The organism is Acidobacteriota bacterium (assembly GCA_016713675.1).
Lineage (GTDB): Bacteria > Acidobacteriota > Blastocatellia > Pyrinomonadales > Pyrinomonadaceae > OLB17.
This window is the reverse complement of sequence record JADJOS010000001.1, coordinates 2,147,724-2,163,159: the sequence shown is the minus strand read 5'-3', so window position 1 is coordinate 2,163,159 and position 15,436 is coordinate 2,147,724. Positions and strand designations below refer to the sequence as shown.

18 protein-coding genes, 1 tRNA gene and 1 riboswitch are annotated in these 15,436 nt (G+C 51.7%); of the genes, 7 read left to right on the top strand and 12 right to left on the bottom strand.

All coding sequences use genetic code 11. The features are described from left to right. Positions 1-57: 57 nt before the first annotated feature. The 4 genes from IPK01_09920 to IPK01_09905 all read right to left on the bottom strand — a co-directional run bounded on the left by IPK01_09920 (position 58) and on the right by IPK01_09905 (position 1,752). Positions 58-134 (bottom strand) — tRNA-Arg (locus tag IPK01_09920). A gap of 60 nt (positions 135-194) precedes the next feature. Then, positions 195-716, bottom strand: a complete 522-nt coding sequence (locus tag IPK01_09915) for an adenine phosphoribosyltransferase (protein MBK7933798.1) — start codon at positions 714-716, stop codon at positions 195-197. An 11-nt stretch (positions 717-727) separates the two neighbouring features. Beyond that, the gene (locus IPK01_09910; protein MBK7933797.1) at positions 728-1,018 is read right to left on the bottom strand and encodes an acylphosphatase; all 291 of its coding nucleotides are present in this window, start codon (positions 1,016-1,018) and stop codon (positions 728-730) included. Next, positions 997-1,752: a chlorite dismutase family protein gene (locus IPK01_09905; GenBank protein ID MBK7933796.1), complete on the bottom strand. Its 756-nt coding sequence runs from the start codon at positions 1,750-1,752 to the stop codon at positions 997-999. The genes IPK01_09910 and IPK01_09905 overlap by 22 nt, the downstream gene beginning before the upstream one ends. A gap of 151 nt (positions 1,753-1,903) precedes the next feature. Between IPK01_09905 and IPK01_09900 the strand changes: the two genes are divergently transcribed. Next, on the top strand, positions 1,904-2,767 hold the full coding sequence (locus IPK01_09900) for a hypothetical protein (protein ID MBK7933795.1): 864 nt from the start codon (positions 1,904-1,906) through the stop codon (positions 2,765-2,767). 1 nt (position 2,768) lies between these two features. Here the strand turns inward: IPK01_09900 and thiD are convergent, their stop codons facing one another. The 4 genes from thiD to IPK01_09880 are packed head-to-tail and all read right to left on the bottom strand — an operon-like array spanning position 2,769 to position 6,570. Further along, positions 2,769-3,587: a bifunctional hydroxymethylpyrimidine kinase/phosphomethylpyrimidine kinase gene (thiD, locus tag IPK01_09895; protein MBK7933794.1), complete on the bottom strand. Its 819-nt coding sequence runs from the start codon at positions 3,585-3,587 to the stop codon at positions 2,769-2,771. A gap of 2 nt (positions 3,588-3,589) precedes the next feature. Then, positions 3,590-4,225 (bottom strand): thiamine phosphate synthase, encoded by a 636-nt coding sequence (locus IPK01_09890; GenBank protein MBK7933793.1) that lies wholly within the window; start codon positions 4,223-4,225, stop codon positions 3,590-3,592. Beyond that, positions 4,222-4,518, bottom strand: a complete 297-nt coding sequence (locus IPK01_09885) for a hypothetical protein (GenBank protein MBK7933792.1) — start codon at positions 4,516-4,518, stop codon at positions 4,222-4,224. The genes IPK01_09890 and IPK01_09885 overlap by 4 nt, the downstream gene beginning before the upstream one ends. A gap of 39 nt (positions 4,519-4,557) precedes the next feature. Next, positions 4,558-6,570 (bottom strand): tetratricopeptide repeat protein, encoded by a 2,013-nt coding sequence (locus IPK01_09880; protein ID MBK7933791.1) that lies wholly within the window; start codon positions 6,568-6,570, stop codon positions 4,558-4,560. 241 nt (positions 6,571-6,811) lie between these two features. Between IPK01_09880 and IPK01_09875 the strand changes: the two genes are divergently transcribed. The 6 genes from IPK01_09875 to IPK01_09850 all read left to right on the top strand — a co-directional run bounded on the left by IPK01_09875 (position 6,812) and on the right by IPK01_09850 (position 11,394). Beyond that, positions 6,812-7,852 carry an NDP-sugar synthase gene (locus IPK01_09875; protein MBK7933790.1) on the top strand — a complete coding sequence of 347 codons (1,041 nt, stop codon included), beginning with the start codon at positions 6,812-6,814 and terminating at the stop codon, positions 7,850-7,852. A gap of 3 nt (positions 7,853-7,855) precedes the next feature. After that, positions 7,856-8,161, top strand: coding sequence for a hypothetical protein (locus IPK01_09870; GenBank protein MBK7933789.1), 306 nt, complete (start codon positions 7,856-7,858; stop codon positions 8,159-8,161). 7 nt (positions 8,162-8,168) lie between these two features. Continuing rightward, positions 8,169-8,486, top strand: a complete 318-nt coding sequence (locus IPK01_09865; GenBank protein ID MBK7933788.1) for a hypothetical protein — start codon at positions 8,169-8,171, stop codon at positions 8,484-8,486. Continuing rightward, positions 8,483-8,686: a hypothetical protein gene (locus IPK01_09860; protein ID MBK7933787.1), complete on the top strand. Its 204-nt coding sequence runs from the start codon at positions 8,483-8,485 to the stop codon at positions 8,684-8,686. The genes IPK01_09865 and IPK01_09860 overlap by 4 nt, the downstream gene beginning before the upstream one ends. Positions 8,687-8,745: 59 nt before the next feature. Beyond that, on the top strand, positions 8,746-9,348 hold the full coding sequence (locus tag IPK01_09855) for a hypothetical protein (GenBank protein MBK7933786.1): 603 nt from the start codon (positions 8,746-8,748) through the stop codon (positions 9,346-9,348). A 47-nt stretch (positions 9,349-9,395) separates the two neighbouring features. Continuing rightward, a riboswitch (SAM riboswitch) is annotated at positions 9,396-9,470 on the top strand. Between the two features lie 52 nt (positions 9,471-9,522). Continuing rightward, on the top strand, positions 9,523-11,394 hold the full coding sequence (locus IPK01_09850) for a bifunctional homocysteine S-methyltransferase/methylenetetrahydrofolate reductase (protein ID MBK7933785.1): 1,872 nt from the start codon (positions 9,523-9,525) through the stop codon (positions 11,392-11,394). Positions 11,395-11,445: 51 nt separating this feature from the next. On the opposite strand, the gene IPK01_09845 is transcribed toward IPK01_09850, so the two are convergent. The 4 genes from IPK01_09845 to IPK01_09830 form a co-directional block, all read right to left on the bottom strand. Then, positions 11,446-12,816 (bottom strand): CHRD domain-containing protein, encoded by a 1,371-nt coding sequence (locus IPK01_09845; protein MBK7933784.1) that lies wholly within the window; start codon positions 12,814-12,816, stop codon positions 11,446-11,448. 255 nt (positions 12,817-13,071) lie between these two features. After that, positions 13,072-14,034, bottom strand: a complete 963-nt coding sequence (locus tag IPK01_09840) for an NADPH:quinone reductase (GenBank protein MBK7933783.1) — start codon at positions 14,032-14,034, stop codon at positions 13,072-13,074. A gap of 126 nt (positions 14,035-14,160) precedes the next feature. Beyond that, entirely contained in the window at positions 14,161-14,649 is a 489-nt protein-coding gene (locus IPK01_09835; protein MBK7933782.1) for an RICIN domain-containing protein, read from the bottom strand. Next, on the bottom strand, positions 14,570-15,430 hold the full coding sequence (locus IPK01_09830; protein MBK7933781.1) for an RICIN domain-containing protein: 861 nt from the start codon (positions 15,428-15,430) through the stop codon (positions 14,570-14,572). The genes IPK01_09835 and IPK01_09830 overlap by 80 nt, the downstream gene beginning before the upstream one ends. Positions 15,431-15,436: the final 6 nt, after the last annotated feature.

The window sequence follows — 15,436 nt, the reverse complement described above, 5'->3', positions numbered from 1 at the left end:
TGATATTTGACAATTTATTTCGGCGAAAGATGTTCGGGAATGGGAGTTCCCCTGAATTGGTGATCCCGGCTGGATTCGAACCAGCGACCTTCCACTTAGGAGGCGGACGCTCTATCCAACTGAGCTACGGGACCAGAAAAAAAGATCGGGAGCAACGGAGACAAGAGATTGGATAACATCTCTCGTCTCTAGTCTCACGAATCGTATTTTATTAGCGATCTGACGTCATAGCCGTCAAATTTAGCACGTCCGCCGAGGAAATTCAGTTCCACAACAAACAGCAATCCTGCTACGGTACCGCCGACGCTTTCGACAAGATCGCAAACAGCACGAGCGGTGCCGCCCGTGGCGAGCAGATCGTCGACGATCAATACTCGATGGCCTTCGCCGACTGCGTCCTTGTGCATTTCGAGCGTGTCCTGGCCGTACTCAAGGTCATACGATACCGCAACCTTTTCAGCCGGCAGCTTTTTGGGCTTACGGACCGGAATAAAGCCTGTTCCGAGCTGATAGGCAAGCGGCGTGGCGAAAATGAACCCGCGAGACTCGACGCCGATGATGGTATCGATATCCATTCCGCGGCATGCCTCGGTCAATGCATCGATCGTTCCTTCGAGGCCCTCCGGATCTTTGAGCAATGTCGTAATGTCGTAAAAGTTAATGCCCGGTTTCGGAAAATCGGGCACTTCGCGAATGAGTTTTCTCAGGTTTTCCATTTAATTGTTCTTTATCTCTCTATCCTAAACGCCGAGTACAGACCACTCGGTTCCAATACCAATTCCTCGATCTCACCGACCCGCGAATGTGTAGGGCCGGCAGCAAGATCTAAGCGAAACGCATTTACCGCCGATTCCCGGCCTTCGATCAGAGCCTCGACACGTCCGTCGGGGAGGTTCTTTATATAACCTCTGATCTGATGTCTGGCCGCCGCACGTTGGGCGAAGAATCTGTATCCTACACCTTGAACCTCGCCGCTGATGATGAACTTTCGTGCGATCATCCGAGTGCGTCGAGGCATTCCATCAGGGGCCGCTGGCGACAAGTATAAACAGGCATTCCTCTTACGGTGTACCGGCTCGCGGCCGTCTGCCTTAGTTCCTCGGCCAGAGCCAAAAAATCACGCGGCTCATCAGTTTCGAACGATATGAGATATTCCTGGTCGCTAAACCCGAACGCATGTGTCATGTGGATCCGAATATTCGGAAATTTCTTTCCGACCATAAAATTCTCTTCTATCATCGCTTCGCGTTCCGCCGCAGGCATATCGAGCCAGTCCTTATGCTTCGCGCACGGATAAACAAAATGATACTTGGCCGCACCGGCATGGACCCTCGTTCTATCAGCCGCCTCGCCATCGACGAACATCATCCTTTTCGTTGTCGAAAGATAATTGTCAGTCATTTCCAGATAGCTTCCGAGATTTGTCCGGTAAAGATCTGCAGTCATTTCCTGGATCAGATCGAGCGATGTTCCGATCCGCCAAAACATCAGATCTGCTTTCGAATCAAACCCGACAAGCGAATAACTATAGAGTAAAAAATCTTTGCGAAACTTCTCAAATACACTCTGAAATTCGCTCTTAAAGACCAGTTTAGTATCCCCGTTTAGCTTTCGCCATTCGGGACTGACCCGAAAGAACATAAAGTTGACAAACTGCTTTTCAACTGCCGGAAGTTCGGTAACTTCGCCTGGCTCAGGCACCAGCCGCAAGCCGCTCTCACTTGAATCTTTTTGAAAATTGACTACTTCCATATGGGTGAATTCGGTTTCGGAGTCAACGTCTTCGCTCGCCACAACAATGGATTATTGTGTCAACTTTCGTTGGCAAAGTCCAAATCTGAAGTTCTAAACGTGAGACTGATATGTATTTACAAATGAAGAAATAGGTGTCAGAATTGCACCAATGTTCCGCCCCTACATACTGATACTCCTAATGACTGCGGTCTGCGGTATGACGCAAGCTCAACAGCGTCCGCTGCTTACCGACGATATCGATATTACGCCGGCCGGATCGATCGAGATCGGAGCAGGAGTCGATTTTCTGCAGAATGCCAAGTTCCCCCTTTCCGGCATTAAAGGAGACCTGACGCGCGTCGGCGATATTCGCATCCGTACCGGGTTGGCACCAAACGTCGAGATGCAGATCGAGGGAGTATTGCAGAATTTTGTGGCGATCAATTCGCAAACACCTTCGCCAATTCCGTTGTCGTTGACCGGCAATTCGACCAATGACTTTGACGATCTAATTGTCTCAGCGAAGATCAAACTAAGAAGCGAGACCAAGAATCTCCCGGCGATCGGCTTGAAATTTGGATTCCAAATGCCGAATTCTGATCAGGCTCGCGGAATCGGAACTAATCAGATAAACATTTTCAGCAAGGTGATTATTCAGAAGAAATTCGGCAGTGTTCTCAACCGCACCGCTAAGTTCAATTTGTTTGGCAATATAGGGCTCGGGTTGATGACTGCTCCGCTTGACGCCTTCACGCAAAATGACGTGATACTCTATGGCGTCGCCGGGATCTACCGCGTCAATGACCGAATAAATATCGTGAGCGAGATCAACGGACGGCAAAACACTCGTAATAATGGAGCTCCGATCGGAACGGAAAGCGTCGGACAATTTCGCGTCGGCACACAGATCAGGGCGTCGGGATTACGTTTTGACGCCGCAGCGGCTTTTGGACTTACGAGATATAGTCCGCGTTCCGGCATTATATTCGGCGTAACTTACCAGTCGCCCTCTATATTCACACCTGCTCGATAGCTCAGATATTTATCGGGGAATTTCCTTTGCCAATATTCGGTGACGTACGAATAGCTTCGGTTACGAATTGTTTTGCCTTTCTCACCGATTCGATCAGTTCAAAACCCAAAGCCAAATTCGCCGCGATCGCCGCCGACAAAGTGCAGCCGGTGCCATGTGTTGCGGTGGTTTCGATGAATTCCGCCACCAGCACCTCATGCCTTTCACCCAAAAAAAGGTGGTCGATCGCAAGCCTTGCTCCGTTTCCGCCTGTTTCCTCATTGATCGTGCTTTCGAAACGGTGGCCGCCCTTGATCAGCACATTCCTCGCTCCTGCCGACTGCATCTTCCGAGCCGCCGCGCGAATATCGGATTCTGACTTGATAACCATTTCTGAGATCCTCTCGGCCTCAGGGATGTTGGGTGTGATCAGGTCGGCGATCGGAAACAGGCCGGCGATCAAAGCCCGCAAAGCCTCATCTCTGATCAGATCAAACCCTGAGGTCGAACGAACGACCGGATCAACCACGATGTTCTTCATTCCGGATGTCGTGATCAGATGTACAGCTTCAGCGATAACCTCAAGTGTCGGAAGCATGCCGGTTTTCACTGCATCGATGTTGTAATCGTCAATGATCGGCTGAACCTGGCCGCGGAGTGTCGCCGCTGTTTGATGTTCAGCACCGTACACTCCAACTGTATTCTGGAAGGTCAGCGACGTTACTGCTGCCGCCGGAAAACAACCAAACGCTCGAAATGTTTTGATATCTGCAATGACGCCCGCTCCGCCCGACGGGTCGAGGCCGGCGATGGTGAGGCAAACTCTTGGCGTATTGGACATAGTTATTTCATTCCAACCTTTTTCATTATATCTGAAAGCGATCTTGGATCATTCAGCGATCGAATCGCCGCAAAGCCGGCGGCTCCGGCGTCGACGACGCTTCTAAAATTAGACGCATCGATGCCGCCGAGTGCGAGCACGGGCAAAGAACCTGCGGCATGAACGATCTTGCTCAACTCGCCAACCCCTATCGGGTGCGGCTTATTAGGTGTCGCAAATATTGGCCCCAACACTGCAAAGTCGGCGCCGGCCGCCGCTGCGGAAACAACGTCTTCGGCTAAGTGTGCAGAAACCCCGACCACGAATCCCGCTCCGAATGACGCACGTACGACCTCTGCGGTTAGCGATCTCGATGTCAAATGCACGCCGTCAGCTCCGGCCGCTGCCGCAATATCGGCACGGTCATTCACAAGCAGCCGTGCATCGCTTCCAGATACGATCTCGACCAACTCCAGAGTAAGCTCATAAAGGTTTCGCGCGGAAATATTTTTTTCGCGAATTTGGATGAGGGAGACGCCTGCGTCGACAGCGCATTTAACGGCGGCGTTTATCTCAAGCCTTGTGATTTGAATGTTATCGTCCGTCGCAACACCGGACGTGATCATATACACGAGCGGACGATTCGAAGAAAGTGTCACTTCGCTTCTTTCTTCTCGTCGATCTGAAGCATTCGCACACTTTGATTAAAGTGAGCGATCTCCCAAAAGGCGATGAGCAAATTGAGCACCCCAAGCCCGGTTACAGCACCTCGGAACCAAGTCGAAGCAACAGCTTTCTGGATCGACGGCAACCCGGTCTTTGTGGATACGAACGCGAGTAGATAATTGTCAGCCCACGGCCCAAAGAGCGTGTCCCAAGGCGCGAGGATCAGGTAGAAGCCCAGCAGAAAGCAGAGGATAATAAAAAAAATGACGGTCAGGCGTTCCACCATACCGTCAGATTATAGACTATCGGGTCGGAGCGGCAAACCCTAGTGAGTGACCAGCATGTTCTTGACGCGAACCGCCACATCGCGAAAATCTACATTTTCAGCATATATTTGTTCAAAATACAGAGCAGCACTCTCGATCGCTCCTTCCGCTTCGTATGCCATAGCGAGTTCGTACCATAGACCCTGCTTTTCGTCATCTTTCAATTCGGCAGTTTCGAGTGCCCGGTTAAACCATGTAACAGCATGGTTCGCCATTGAATTCTGCATGAAGCAATGACCGAGTAAATTGGCACATTGGAAGAATCTGCGTGTGCCGTCTGATGGACTGACGAGACCAATGGCGTCTTGAAATTCGGCGATCGCCTGCTCTGTTAATCCCATCTCCTGATATGCAATAGCGGTGTGATAATGCGTTTCGAAGTCGTCATCGGTGGGAAGATCGTTTTCTTCGAGCCCAAATTCGGACCTTATTTCCTCTATACCGAGCGATCTGGCCTCGACCAATGCTGGAATATCCGAGTCGGCCGTTAGCCTGGTGCGAAGTTGATCTATTTCACGGCGTTTGCCAAATTGGTTTTCGAGCTCTTTCAGGGCCTTCTCGGCGAGTTCGGCATAATCGTTCTCGATGTAGAAAGTAATGCTGTCGAGTTCCTTCTGTAATTTGCCCTCGGCGGCCATCGGCAGATCTTCGACGTTGGCGTCGCCTTCAACCTCGGTTGTTTTAGCCTCCGCGTCCCTCGGTTCATTTGCGGATTCACCGTTGTCGCTGGCAACCTGATCAATATCGCCAATTTCGTCAGGTACAACGACCTCGGTAACCACAGAATCATCAACGAATTGCGCTTTTAACAATTCTTCATCGACGATCTGATCAGTGAAACCATATTGCTCGTTGATCTCTGAAAGCCGGTCACTATATGCGGTCTCAAACGGCCTAATGACGACCAAATGGGCAAGAGCGAATCGTTCATCCTCGACTTCAGCGGAACGGTTTGCGGCCTTTGCCAGGCGGTCAAGCGCAATTCGGAAGGATTCTTCCTCTTTCACCCATGAAGCGTATCGGACAAGCAATCTGAGGGCAGCGACATGAAAGGCATCACGGTCGAGGATCTCGTTGATCCATCGTTTGCATTCATCACCCTGCCCGGCAGCAAGCAGATATTCACTGCTCATCGAGAGAATACGCGCGGCCGAATCGAGGTCGTTCGTATTCAGATATATTCGGATCAGGTCTAGGAGTTTTGGGTAATTCGCCGGTTCGAGCTCGACGAGTTTGATGACGGCTTTTTCCGCCCCGGAGGCGTTATTCGAATCAATGTGGCAATCGATCAGCAAATAGAGCACATCACGGTTGTACGGCTCGTTTTCGAGTATCTCCTCGAGCAGGCTTACTGCCTTTCCGACGCGGCCGATCGCAGAATGAGCATTCACTAAGCCTGACAGTATTCGCAGGTCGTTCGGCCTTATGTCATGGCCTTTCATCATTGCCCGTATCGCCTCTTCGTGACTGCCTTTTCGTACGAGGCGAGCACCGGCTTCGGCAAATGCCTCGGCTGCGTCGTCCCGCTGACCTTCGCGAAGATATGATTCGGCCAGGCTTAAACATACTTCCGTGTTATTCGGATCAAGCAGAGCGATTTGTTTCCACATCGCAAGGGCTTCGAGTCTCCGGCCGTGCTTTTCATAATGTTCGGCCAGTGTAGTGTAATGCGCTCGAGCCTCGTTCAGAGAGCCCTTGATGGTGTAAAGCTCCGCGAGCTTGGTCGAAACCTCGATCGAATCGGGTTGGAGGCGTGAGATCTTGTTGTATATTGCGATCGCCTTCTGAGCAAAGCCCTGAGTGTTGTAATGCTCGGCTACCTTCATATAACAATCTATCGCTTCGCGTTTTTCCGAATTCTTTGTGTGGAGATCGCCCAGCATATTAAGCGTCGCGACATCCCGCGGATCGTTATCAACAACTGCGCGATATTCCGCTATCGCTGCTCGTATTTTGCCTTGGGCGACGTAGCGCTCAGCGTTTCTCATCGCCTTTGATTTATCGAAGCTCATTTTAGATTTAAACCGGCACTAACGGCAGATCGAACATCATGCCTAACGGTCAAAGAATGGGGTATAACAGGCAAAACACAGATAAACCTGTGCAATTAAATCTAGCATTCCGACAACGCTAATGTCAACAAAATTAAACATTATTTAACATAGCATCGCAGACTTTCAAATTCGTCGGCTTTGATTTTTCAGTTTCGTTTACATAGTCTGTATCTTTAGCCGCAAACGGCCAACGGAGTTTATGCAAGCTGTCATACTAGCCGGCGGAAAAGGCACACGCCTGAGGCCGCTGACCGTCTACACCCCAAAACCGATCGTTCCGGTGATGAACCGTGCATTTCTGCTGTACCAGATCGAGATATTGCGTCGCGCCGGCATAACGGACATTACGCTGTCGCTGAGTTACCAACCGGACAAGATCGAGCTTGTTCTCGGTGACGGATCTGATTTTGGCGTCAATTTGAGATTTATCACCGAACCAAATCCTCTCGGCACCGGAGGAGCCTACCGTTTTGCGGCCGACGCAATTCGTGAAACGACCGTCGTATTGAACGGCGACATCCTGACAGATATTGACATTGCAACGGTGCTCGACTTTCATCGCTCAAAAGGTTCCGAAGCAACTCTTGTTCTCTCTCCGGTCGACGACCCAAGCCGATACGGCCTGGTTCAAACTGGCGATAACGGCGAAATCGTTCGTTTTCTTGAAAAGCCGAAAGCCGAAGACCTCGCTGGACTCGATGTAAATACAATTAACGCAGGTATTTACATCCTCGAGCCGACGATCCTTGATCTGATCAAGATCGGTGAGAACCATTCGTTCGAGTACGAGATCTTCCCGAAGATCCTTGAACAGAAGACGCCGTTCTATGCCTATGTTATGAACGGCGAATATTGGCGGGATATCGGCACACCTTCCAGCTATTTAGATGCACACCATGAATTTCTTGACGGCACGATAAAGGGTTTTGATATCGACCGTTCCGGAACTTCGGATATTGCGACGGCGGCCATTGTCGATCCAAATTCTGTTATCGGCGAGGGATGCGTGATCAAGCCGAACGCCCGTGTTACAAATTCGGTGATCGGGCCCGGTGTACATATCGAAGAGAAAGCTGTGGTCGAAAACTCGGTCGTTTGGGCACATACACGGATCGCGACCGCCGCCGAGATCAATAATGCTATCGTTGGCCGCAGTTGTCACATTGGGAGAAATGCCATTGTGACTGCCGGTACAGTCCTCGGCGACAAAACGTCATTGACCGATTACACAAGGGTCTAAAGTATGCCCGAACTACCCGAGGTCGAACACGTATCGCGTTCGCTGAATTCGTTGGTCCGAGGCAGCACCATCATTTCGGCACGCCTTCTCCGCGAACGTCTGGCGCCCGACATTACGCCCGATCAGTTCGCCGCGTTTCTCCGCTCGGCGTCGATCAATTTCATTCATCGCCGAGGCAAACACATCTTGTTCGATCTCAGCAGCGACAGAACGCTGATCGTACACTTGCGAATGAGCGGCCGGTTTTCGCTTCTGACGGCTGAGGTCGAGGATCCCAAGTTCACATGCCGTCTTTCACTTTGCGGATGACACTCGATTGGTGTTCGACGACCAGCGGCATTTCGGACTAATGAAAGTGGTCGAGACCGCTACTCTCTTTGACGCGAGGGAACTGGCTAAACTCGCACCCGAGCCGTTCTCCGGCGATTTCACGATTGCATATCTTCGTTCAGCACTTAAAACAACAAAACGAACACTGAAGGAATTTCTCCTCGATCAAACGAAGGTTTGCGGCCTCGGCAACATCTACGCATCCGAAGCAATGTTCGCCGCACGTATCGATCCCGCACCGCGGCTGATAAGGTCTCGGCAGTCAAGGCCGCGAGATTGCACGAAAGCATCAGGGCTGTTTTGAGTGAGGCTATCGAACATTCACTTCGCAAGCCGGTCGATCCGCGGGATATCGACGGCGGTTATTTTGACGGTGCAGCGGAACGAGGCTGGTTGGTGTATGATCGTGAGAAAGATCCTTGTATAGATTGCAAAAGGCCGATAGTTAGGATAAAACAAGGTGGTCGTTCGACCTTCTTTTGCCGCCACTGTCAGCGAAAATGATCGCGGCAAACTCAGTTGGCAGCATGAGCATCATTGAACGTGAAAGTTTTTAAACAAATATGAACATGAAGAAATCGTTGATGGCACTTTTTTCGGTCGCTGTATTGCTAGCGGCTTCGACCGTCTCGTTCGCCTGCGCGTGCTGCGCTGATCGCGGACAATATTTGGTGTATACCAGCACTCCTGATGCATATACCGTGGGCCTATTGAAGGACATGCGAATGGAATCGGGCGTGGAGCTATTCATGACCGAAGGCGAGGAAGATATCAAAGGGATCGGCGATCTCGGTTGGGAAAACCTAAGCCTTGTTGACGCATTTACGAACAACACTTGGAAGATCACGATCAAGTCGGCCGCCGGCAAGACCGGGACCATTAATCTACCGCGGCCCGCGAAGATGACCGCTAAAAAGATCGACATTCACGATAAAGATGACGGTGATCCGGTCGTTTATAAGGAATTCGTCTTCGAGGGGACCGTCGGCACCGGGAGCGGAGTTTTTAAGAGCGGCATCGTCCGGCCGACCAAATACACGCTGATTTTTCAGGGCCGCGGGAACAATTGCGATAACGCCGAAGATTTTACCCATTGGCGGCTCCAGGTAGCAGGTCCCAAAGCCGGCTATTCATTTTTCGGCAAGATGAAGAAGTCTGGTGAGTAGCTGCCCGGCTGATACTTGACAGCTTTCACTAAAAGCGACATTATCGTCTTTACACCCGTGGTGAGTTATGCGACTTGCGGCCACGTAAAATAATACGCTAAACAGCTTGTGGACAAATCGATTTCGAAAAGTCTCGCTGTTTTGGCGGGACTTTTTGTTTTAGGTTTCGATCATATGAAGAATTTTCGCGATCTGCTCGATTCTGAAGGCGTTTACGTTTTTGACGGTGCGATGGGAACACGCCTCTACGACAAAGGTGTTTACATTAATCGCAGCTATGACGAACTAAATATCACGGCTCCCGATCTCGTTCGCGAGGTGCACGAAGAGTACGTCGCCGCGGGTGCCGACATCATCGAGACCAACTCGTTCGGAGCGACCCGCCACAAACTCCAGCCTTACGGCCTCGAGAGTAAATTACGCGAGATCAATATTGCTGCCGCCAACCTCGCCCGCGAGGCAGCCGGCGACAAAGCTTACGTAGCAGGTGCGATCGGGCCGTTGGGGCTTCGTGTCGAACCTTTCGGGCCGACATCATTTGACGAGGCGAAGGAGATGTTCAAGGAGCAGGCCGAGGCATTGCTCGAGGGCGGCGTGGATCTATTCATACTCGAAACGTTTTCCGAACTGCCATTGATCGAGCAGGCGATCCGGGCTGTCCGCGAGGTCAGTGACCTGCCGATCGTCGCTCAAATGACGATCCAAATGGACGGAAAGACCATATACGGCGACACACCGGAACACTTTACCCAAAAACTCGACGAACTCGGTGTCGATGTAATCGGGCTTAATTGCGGTATGGGCCCGAACCATTTGCTTAACGCACTTGAAAAGATGCGTTCGGTAACGGCAAAACCGCTTTCTGCACAGCCAAATGCCGGACTGCCGCGTGATGTACAGGGCCGGCAATTTTACATGGGTTCGCCCGAATACATGGCCGAATTTTCACGCCGATTCGTTCAGGTCGGAGCAAAATTTGTCGGTGGATGCTGCGGCACAACGCCAACGCATATTAAATTGATCGCCGACGGCATTCGCTCGATCAGTCCGCGGGTGTCGGCAAGCTCGGTCATAAAGAGCGCACCCGTAACGGTCTGGGAACTAAAGCCCGAGGACGTGCAGGTGGTCGATCCGCTTGATCGGTCGCGATGGTCCGCAAAGATCGCTCGAGGCGAATTTGTCACGTCGGTCGAAGTTTTGCCGCCTAAAGGCTGTGACGCTCAGAAGACCCTCGATTCGATCCGATTATTGAAAGAAAAGGGTGTCGACGGCGTAAATATTCCAGACGGGCCGCGAGCCCAGACGCGCATGTCTGCTCAGGCGACCGCGGTTTTGGTCGAACGAGAGATCGGTATCGAGGCCGTACTTCATTACTGCTGTCGCGACCGCAACCTGCTCGGCATGATGTCGGACCTTCTTGGTGCCGCTGCTCTGGGTCTGCACAATTTGCTCCTCATCACCGGAGATCCTCCGAAGATGGGCCCGTATCCTGATGCGACCGCTGTATTTGATATTGACGCTATCGGCCTCACCAACATGGTCAATAAACTCAACCACGGCCTCGATCTCGGCAACAATCCGATCGGCAAGCCGACTGCTTTTTCGATAGGCGTTGGCGTAAATCCTGGTGCCGTGAATATGGACGAAGAGATCAAACGCTTCGAATGGAAAGTCGAGGCTGGTGCCGAATACGCGATCACACAGCCGGTATTTGACACTGAACAACTCAAGCGTTTTCTCGGCATGATCGAACATGTCCGCATACCGATCATTGCCGGTATCTGGCCGCTGGTGAGTTTTCGCAACGCCGAGTTTCTCCATAACGAGGTCCCCGGCGTCGAGGTCACTCCGGAGATTCTCGAACGCATGCGTATTGCGTCAGACGTCAGCAAGGAGGCTGCCCGCGACGAAGGTATTGCGATAGCACGTGAATCGCTGCTTGCGGTCCGCAATGACATTCAGGGCGTACAGGTCTCAGCTCCATTCGGAAATGTGAAATATGCCTTGCAGGTATTTGAGGCACTCGAAGAGTTCAAGACCGCATAAAAATGGTCCCGGCAACCAGATCGCCGGGACCACGCCTGAATTTCAAACAAATTAGCGCGAGTCGAACCTTGCAATTGGAAAGTCCGGATTCACTCCCCACTGCGTTACTTGGGTCGAATTGCTAAAACTCCCCAAAACCCAAAAATGACTCGCTGCACCGGCTGCTGCACCCTGACGGAAAACCGCGACGTCCGTTCGGGCATCACCATCGTAGTCGCCCTGTACCGGAAAGTCGGACGTGATTCCCCATGGTTGAACACGAACGGTTCCCGTTCCGCTCTGCAATATCCACCAAAACATTGGGGTCGTGGACGTTGCACCGGTGCGGGCGACAGCGTAGTCAAACTTCCCGTCACCGTCATAGTCGCCGGGCAAAATATAATCGGACACGAAATTGCCAAACTGTCGATATGTTATGCCTCCGTCCGAACTTCGTTTGACGATAAAACTATTCGTCGGCGTCAATGCACCGGCACGATATACTGCCACATCATATTTACCGTCACCGTCATAATCGCCCGGGATCGGGAAATCCTGATCGTTGGCAGTCCCACCGGTCGTACCAAACAACTCGGTCTGTACGGTTCCATTAGAACTGCGGCGTATATACCATGTTGATGGAGCTCCAGCCGATGCACCCCGTCTGAATACCGCCGGGTCGGTAATGCCGTCACCGTCAAAATCTCGGGCACATACAATATCTCCTCCAATACCCCAGGCAAAATATCTTACGGTAAAATCAGATGATTTTATTATCCAAAACTCGCTCTGTGCTCCGATAGCGTTTGCCCGAAACAGGGCAAAATCATCTCTCCCATCCCCATCGTAATCTCCCGGTGCAGGATAATCGGTCTGGGAGTTGCCCCACGTGCCAAAGATCTGTGTTCCGGTCGTGCTGTTATAATTCCAAAATGTTATCGGTCTCGGGCTGCCCGCCGCCGGAAATCGAAGTACGCTGAAATCCTGGCGTCCGTCGCCGTCAAAATCGACCGGCCGCTTCTTGCCGAGTTGGCCGCGGATCTCGCCGCCGGGAAACGCTGATGTGTGGATATTGACGTACATTCCGTTAGCTCTAAGCGTCGCGATCTGGGGTGCCGTTATTGCAGAGGTCCCGGTTATGGTGCCCGACGTGCCGCCGACCACCGGGAAAGCAATAGCCACTGGCCCGTTTACGCCTAGTGCTGCGGAATGAATATGTCCGGCATTTTGGGCAGCCGAGAGCCCGTTATAGACCACCGTGTAATTGATCGTCAGCGTCGATTCATTTAGAAAGACCCGGGCATAGCCGGTCGCAGAAGTGGCGACCGCAGGATTCTCTTGGGCACCATTAAGATACGCGAAGAAAGTCTCGGCTCGAGCGGCTCCTGAAAATGCCAGCACCGCGACCGCGATCAATATCGATAAATTCAGTTTCTTATTCATTTTCTCCCCTCAATACGTTAAATACATCAAATTGCACTATCCGCTGATTTCCAACGCTCCAGTACATCCACAAACCCGCAACCGGGCTCAAATTTTCAGAAAAGATTTCTCCGTGAATGATATTTCTCAACTCGGTGAAAAGTCAATACAATTCTGCCGCAATTGTCGCCTAGCAACTGATGCTTCGACGCAAATAACCGAAAGGATTCATTTTCGATGTCACTGAATATTTATTGAGAATGTTTATCGAGAGGTTTATGGGATCAAGATGATCTTACCTAGAGCTTTGCTCGCCATCACTTCGCGATGCGAACGAGGGGCGTCAGAGAGTGAAATTGCCTCGCGAATAAATGGATCCAATGAGCCGGTGCTCAAGCCGTCGAAGATCGCCGCATGGATATCGTCTCGTTCATCCTGCATCGAATTGAACAGCGACATTCCATAGATCGTAGCGTCCTTGGTCATCGCGAGCCGCGGCGTGAACTCGATACTACCGCGATTCCCAACGACGACGATCCGCCCAAACATCGCGAGGACGCGGAAATCGTTTTCAAGATTCACGTTCGCCAGCATCTCGACAATTATATCGACGCCTTTGCCGCCCGTAACTTCATTGATCGAATCGTAATGAGATTCATCAGTGTGATCGAAAACATGATCCGCACCATTCTGAGCCGCGAGCTCGCGTCCAGCGTCAGAACTAGCCGTACCGATAACCGTTAACCCCGCACTCTTAGCCCATTGCACCGCCGCAAGGCCCACGCCGCCCGATGCTCCGTGTATCAATACCGTCTCACCGGACTTAGCCGCTGCCTTCTGAAAAAGCGCTCGATAGCTCGTCGCATATGGAGTCCAAACGCCAGCCCCCTGCTCAAAGGTCACATTGTCCGGCAACCGCCCAATTTGTGATTCTTCGCAAAGCGAATATGCCGCATACGTTCCGGTTAGCGAATCGGCAGTGTACACGCGATCACCCACTTCCCATTTAGTCACGCCGTCGCCGACCGCTTCCACAACGCCGGCAGCATCCTTGCCCGGCGTATATGGCAATTTCGGAGCATGAGCGTGAATTCCGGTGCGTAGATAGGTATCGACAGGATTAACGCCCGCCGCCTCGATCTTTATCAGCACCTGTGAGCCCGTCCGCGCAGGAACGGCGACTTCCTCGACCTTCATCACCTCAGGATCACCAAATTCACGCACAACGATCGCTTTCATAAGAAGAGTTTACCCACAAAACACACAAAAGGCACGAGACGGGGTTTCGTGCCTTTCTGTCAGTAGTGCGGAATGAGCTGCGTCTCATCATTGCGTGCGATTCATGGGATTTCTCCTGTAGCGTTGTTAGTTAGTCCTGTCGATTACCCAATATTGACCTTTGTCCTCGGTCGATGCTTTTCGCATTTCGATGTAGTACTTAAAGAAAGTAACTGCCTCGAGCGATTTTCCGTCGCCAAGAAACTCAGTCGTGAGCCTGAAATATTCACCTGCGACAGGGATCATCTTCCATTTCTGACCCGAAAAATTGCCCGTCTGCGCCATTTTTACGAATTCTTTCTTTGCTCCATCAACGTCCAATGATCGATTCTTCTTATCGGCTTCGTGCAATTTCGTAGTGAGCGTGAAGAGGTTTTTGCCGGCGGGCTTCATCAGCCAGATCTGGTTGCCGAATTTCCCTGCTTTGCCCATCTTCATCTTGTCGATAAACTCACCTTGGTAAACCGCGTCGAGTGCAAATCCATCGCCATAACGCTTATTGACGATGTAATAACCGCCGCCTTTCGCCGCGATCCGCTTCCAGAGCTGTCCTTCTTTGTTGCCCGAATCGCGCATTCGGAGGAATCGTAGGGTTTCCTTGAAATGCGATAAGTGCTTTCGAGTCGCCGAGCCAGTTGTTGGTTATCTGAAAGTTGTCGCCCTCGATGTTCGTGATCGCCCAAAGCTGGCCGTCGTCTTCTGCCGATTCGTTTATACCGACGTTGAAATCGACCTTGTCGTCAATGACCTCGAGCGATTCAGCGTCGCCGGTCTCGCGATTGACGAATCGATACGAGTCTTCGACGCCCGAGTCAGGCGTGATCTGCCACAACTGAGCTTTGTCACTGTCCGAGTTATTTACAAAGAGCTTGCCGTTCTGCGGATCGAGTTCGACGACCTTTTTCTCTTCGCCTTTATGTCTGTCGCCGAGCGTGTACGAACGGTTCGCTTGCTTAATGACCAAGAAATTCATCGCAATCAAGGCTCCGCCAAACAGCACAAGCGGAACCAAAATGATCACCATTGCCCAACGCAACGCTTTTGATTTCTTCTTCGGCACATCGGCGGCAGGAACCGGCTGTTGGGGATATTGCGGCTGCGAAGGTTGCTGCTGATAATACTGCTGCTGCTGTGGCGGCGGAACCTGTTGCTGCGGCGGCATTTGCCCTTGTGGAGGCGGCATCTGCTGTTGTGGCGGCGGCACCTGTTGCTGCGGCGGCGGAACCGCTTGCTGCTGATACTGCGGCTGCACCGGTTGCTGTTGTTCAGGCGGCGGCTGATGTGGCGGCCGCGACTGACTTGGGTAATACAAAGTCGGGTTCTCTGACGCCAGAGTTCCAGCACCAGGGTCCGGCATTTTACT

Bases quoted from the DNA above. Each gene is read 5' to 3' on its own strand.
- IPK01_09885 (MBK7933792.1), bottom strand. From the start codon at position 4,518: ATGGTGGAACGCCTGACCGTCATTTTTTTTATTATCCTCTGCTTTCTG.
- IPK01_09835 (MBK7933782.1), bottom strand. From the start codon at position 14,649: ATGCGCGATTCGGGCAACAAAGAAGGACAGCTCTGGAAGCGGATCGCG.
- IPK01_09880 (MBK7933791.1), bottom strand. From the start codon at position 6,570: ATGAGCTTCGATAAATCAAAGGCGATGAGAAACGCTGAGCGCTACGTC.
- IPK01_09845 (MBK7933784.1), bottom strand. From the start codon at position 12,816: ATGAATAAGAAACTGAATTTATCGATATTGATCGCGGTCGCGGTGCTG.
- IPK01_09910 (MBK7933797.1), bottom strand. From the start codon at position 1,018: ATGCCTCGACGCACTCGGATGATCGCACGAAAGTTCATCATCAGCGGC.
- IPK01_09905 (MBK7933796.1), bottom strand. From the start codon at position 1,752: ATGGAAGTAGTCAATTTTCAAAAAGATTCAAGTGAGAGCGGCTTGCGG.
- IPK01_09830 (MBK7933781.1), bottom strand. From the start codon at position 15,430: ATGCCGGACCCTGGTGCTGGAACTCTGGCGTCAGAGAACCCGACTTTG.
- IPK01_09855 (MBK7933786.1), top strand. From the start codon at position 8,746: ATGAACATGAAGAAATCGTTGATGGCACTTTTTTCGGTCGCTGTATTG.
- IPK01_09840 (MBK7933783.1), bottom strand. From the start codon at position 14,034: ATGAAAGCGATCGTTGTGCGTGAATTTGGTGATCCTGAGGTGATGAAG.
- thiD (MBK7933794.1), bottom strand. From the start codon at position 3,587: ATGTCCAATACGCCAAGAGTTTGCCTCACCATCGCCGGCCTCGACCCG.
- IPK01_09850 (MBK7933785.1), top strand. From the start codon at position 9,523: ATGAAGAATTTTCGCGATCTGCTCGATTCTGAAGGCGTTTACGTTTTT.
- IPK01_09900 (MBK7933795.1), top strand. From the start codon at position 1,904: ATGTTCCGCCCCTACATACTGATACTCCTAATGACTGCGGTCTGCGGT.
- IPK01_09875 (MBK7933790.1), top strand. From the start codon at position 6,812: ATGCAAGCTGTCATACTAGCCGGCGGAAAAGGCACACGCCTGAGGCCG.
- IPK01_09915 (MBK7933798.1), bottom strand. From the start codon at position 716: ATGGAAAACCTGAGAAAACTCATTCGCGAAGTGCCCGATTTTCCGAAA.
- IPK01_09870 (MBK7933789.1), top strand. From the start codon at position 7,856: ATGCCCGAACTACCCGAGGTCGAACACGTATCGCGTTCGCTGAATTCG.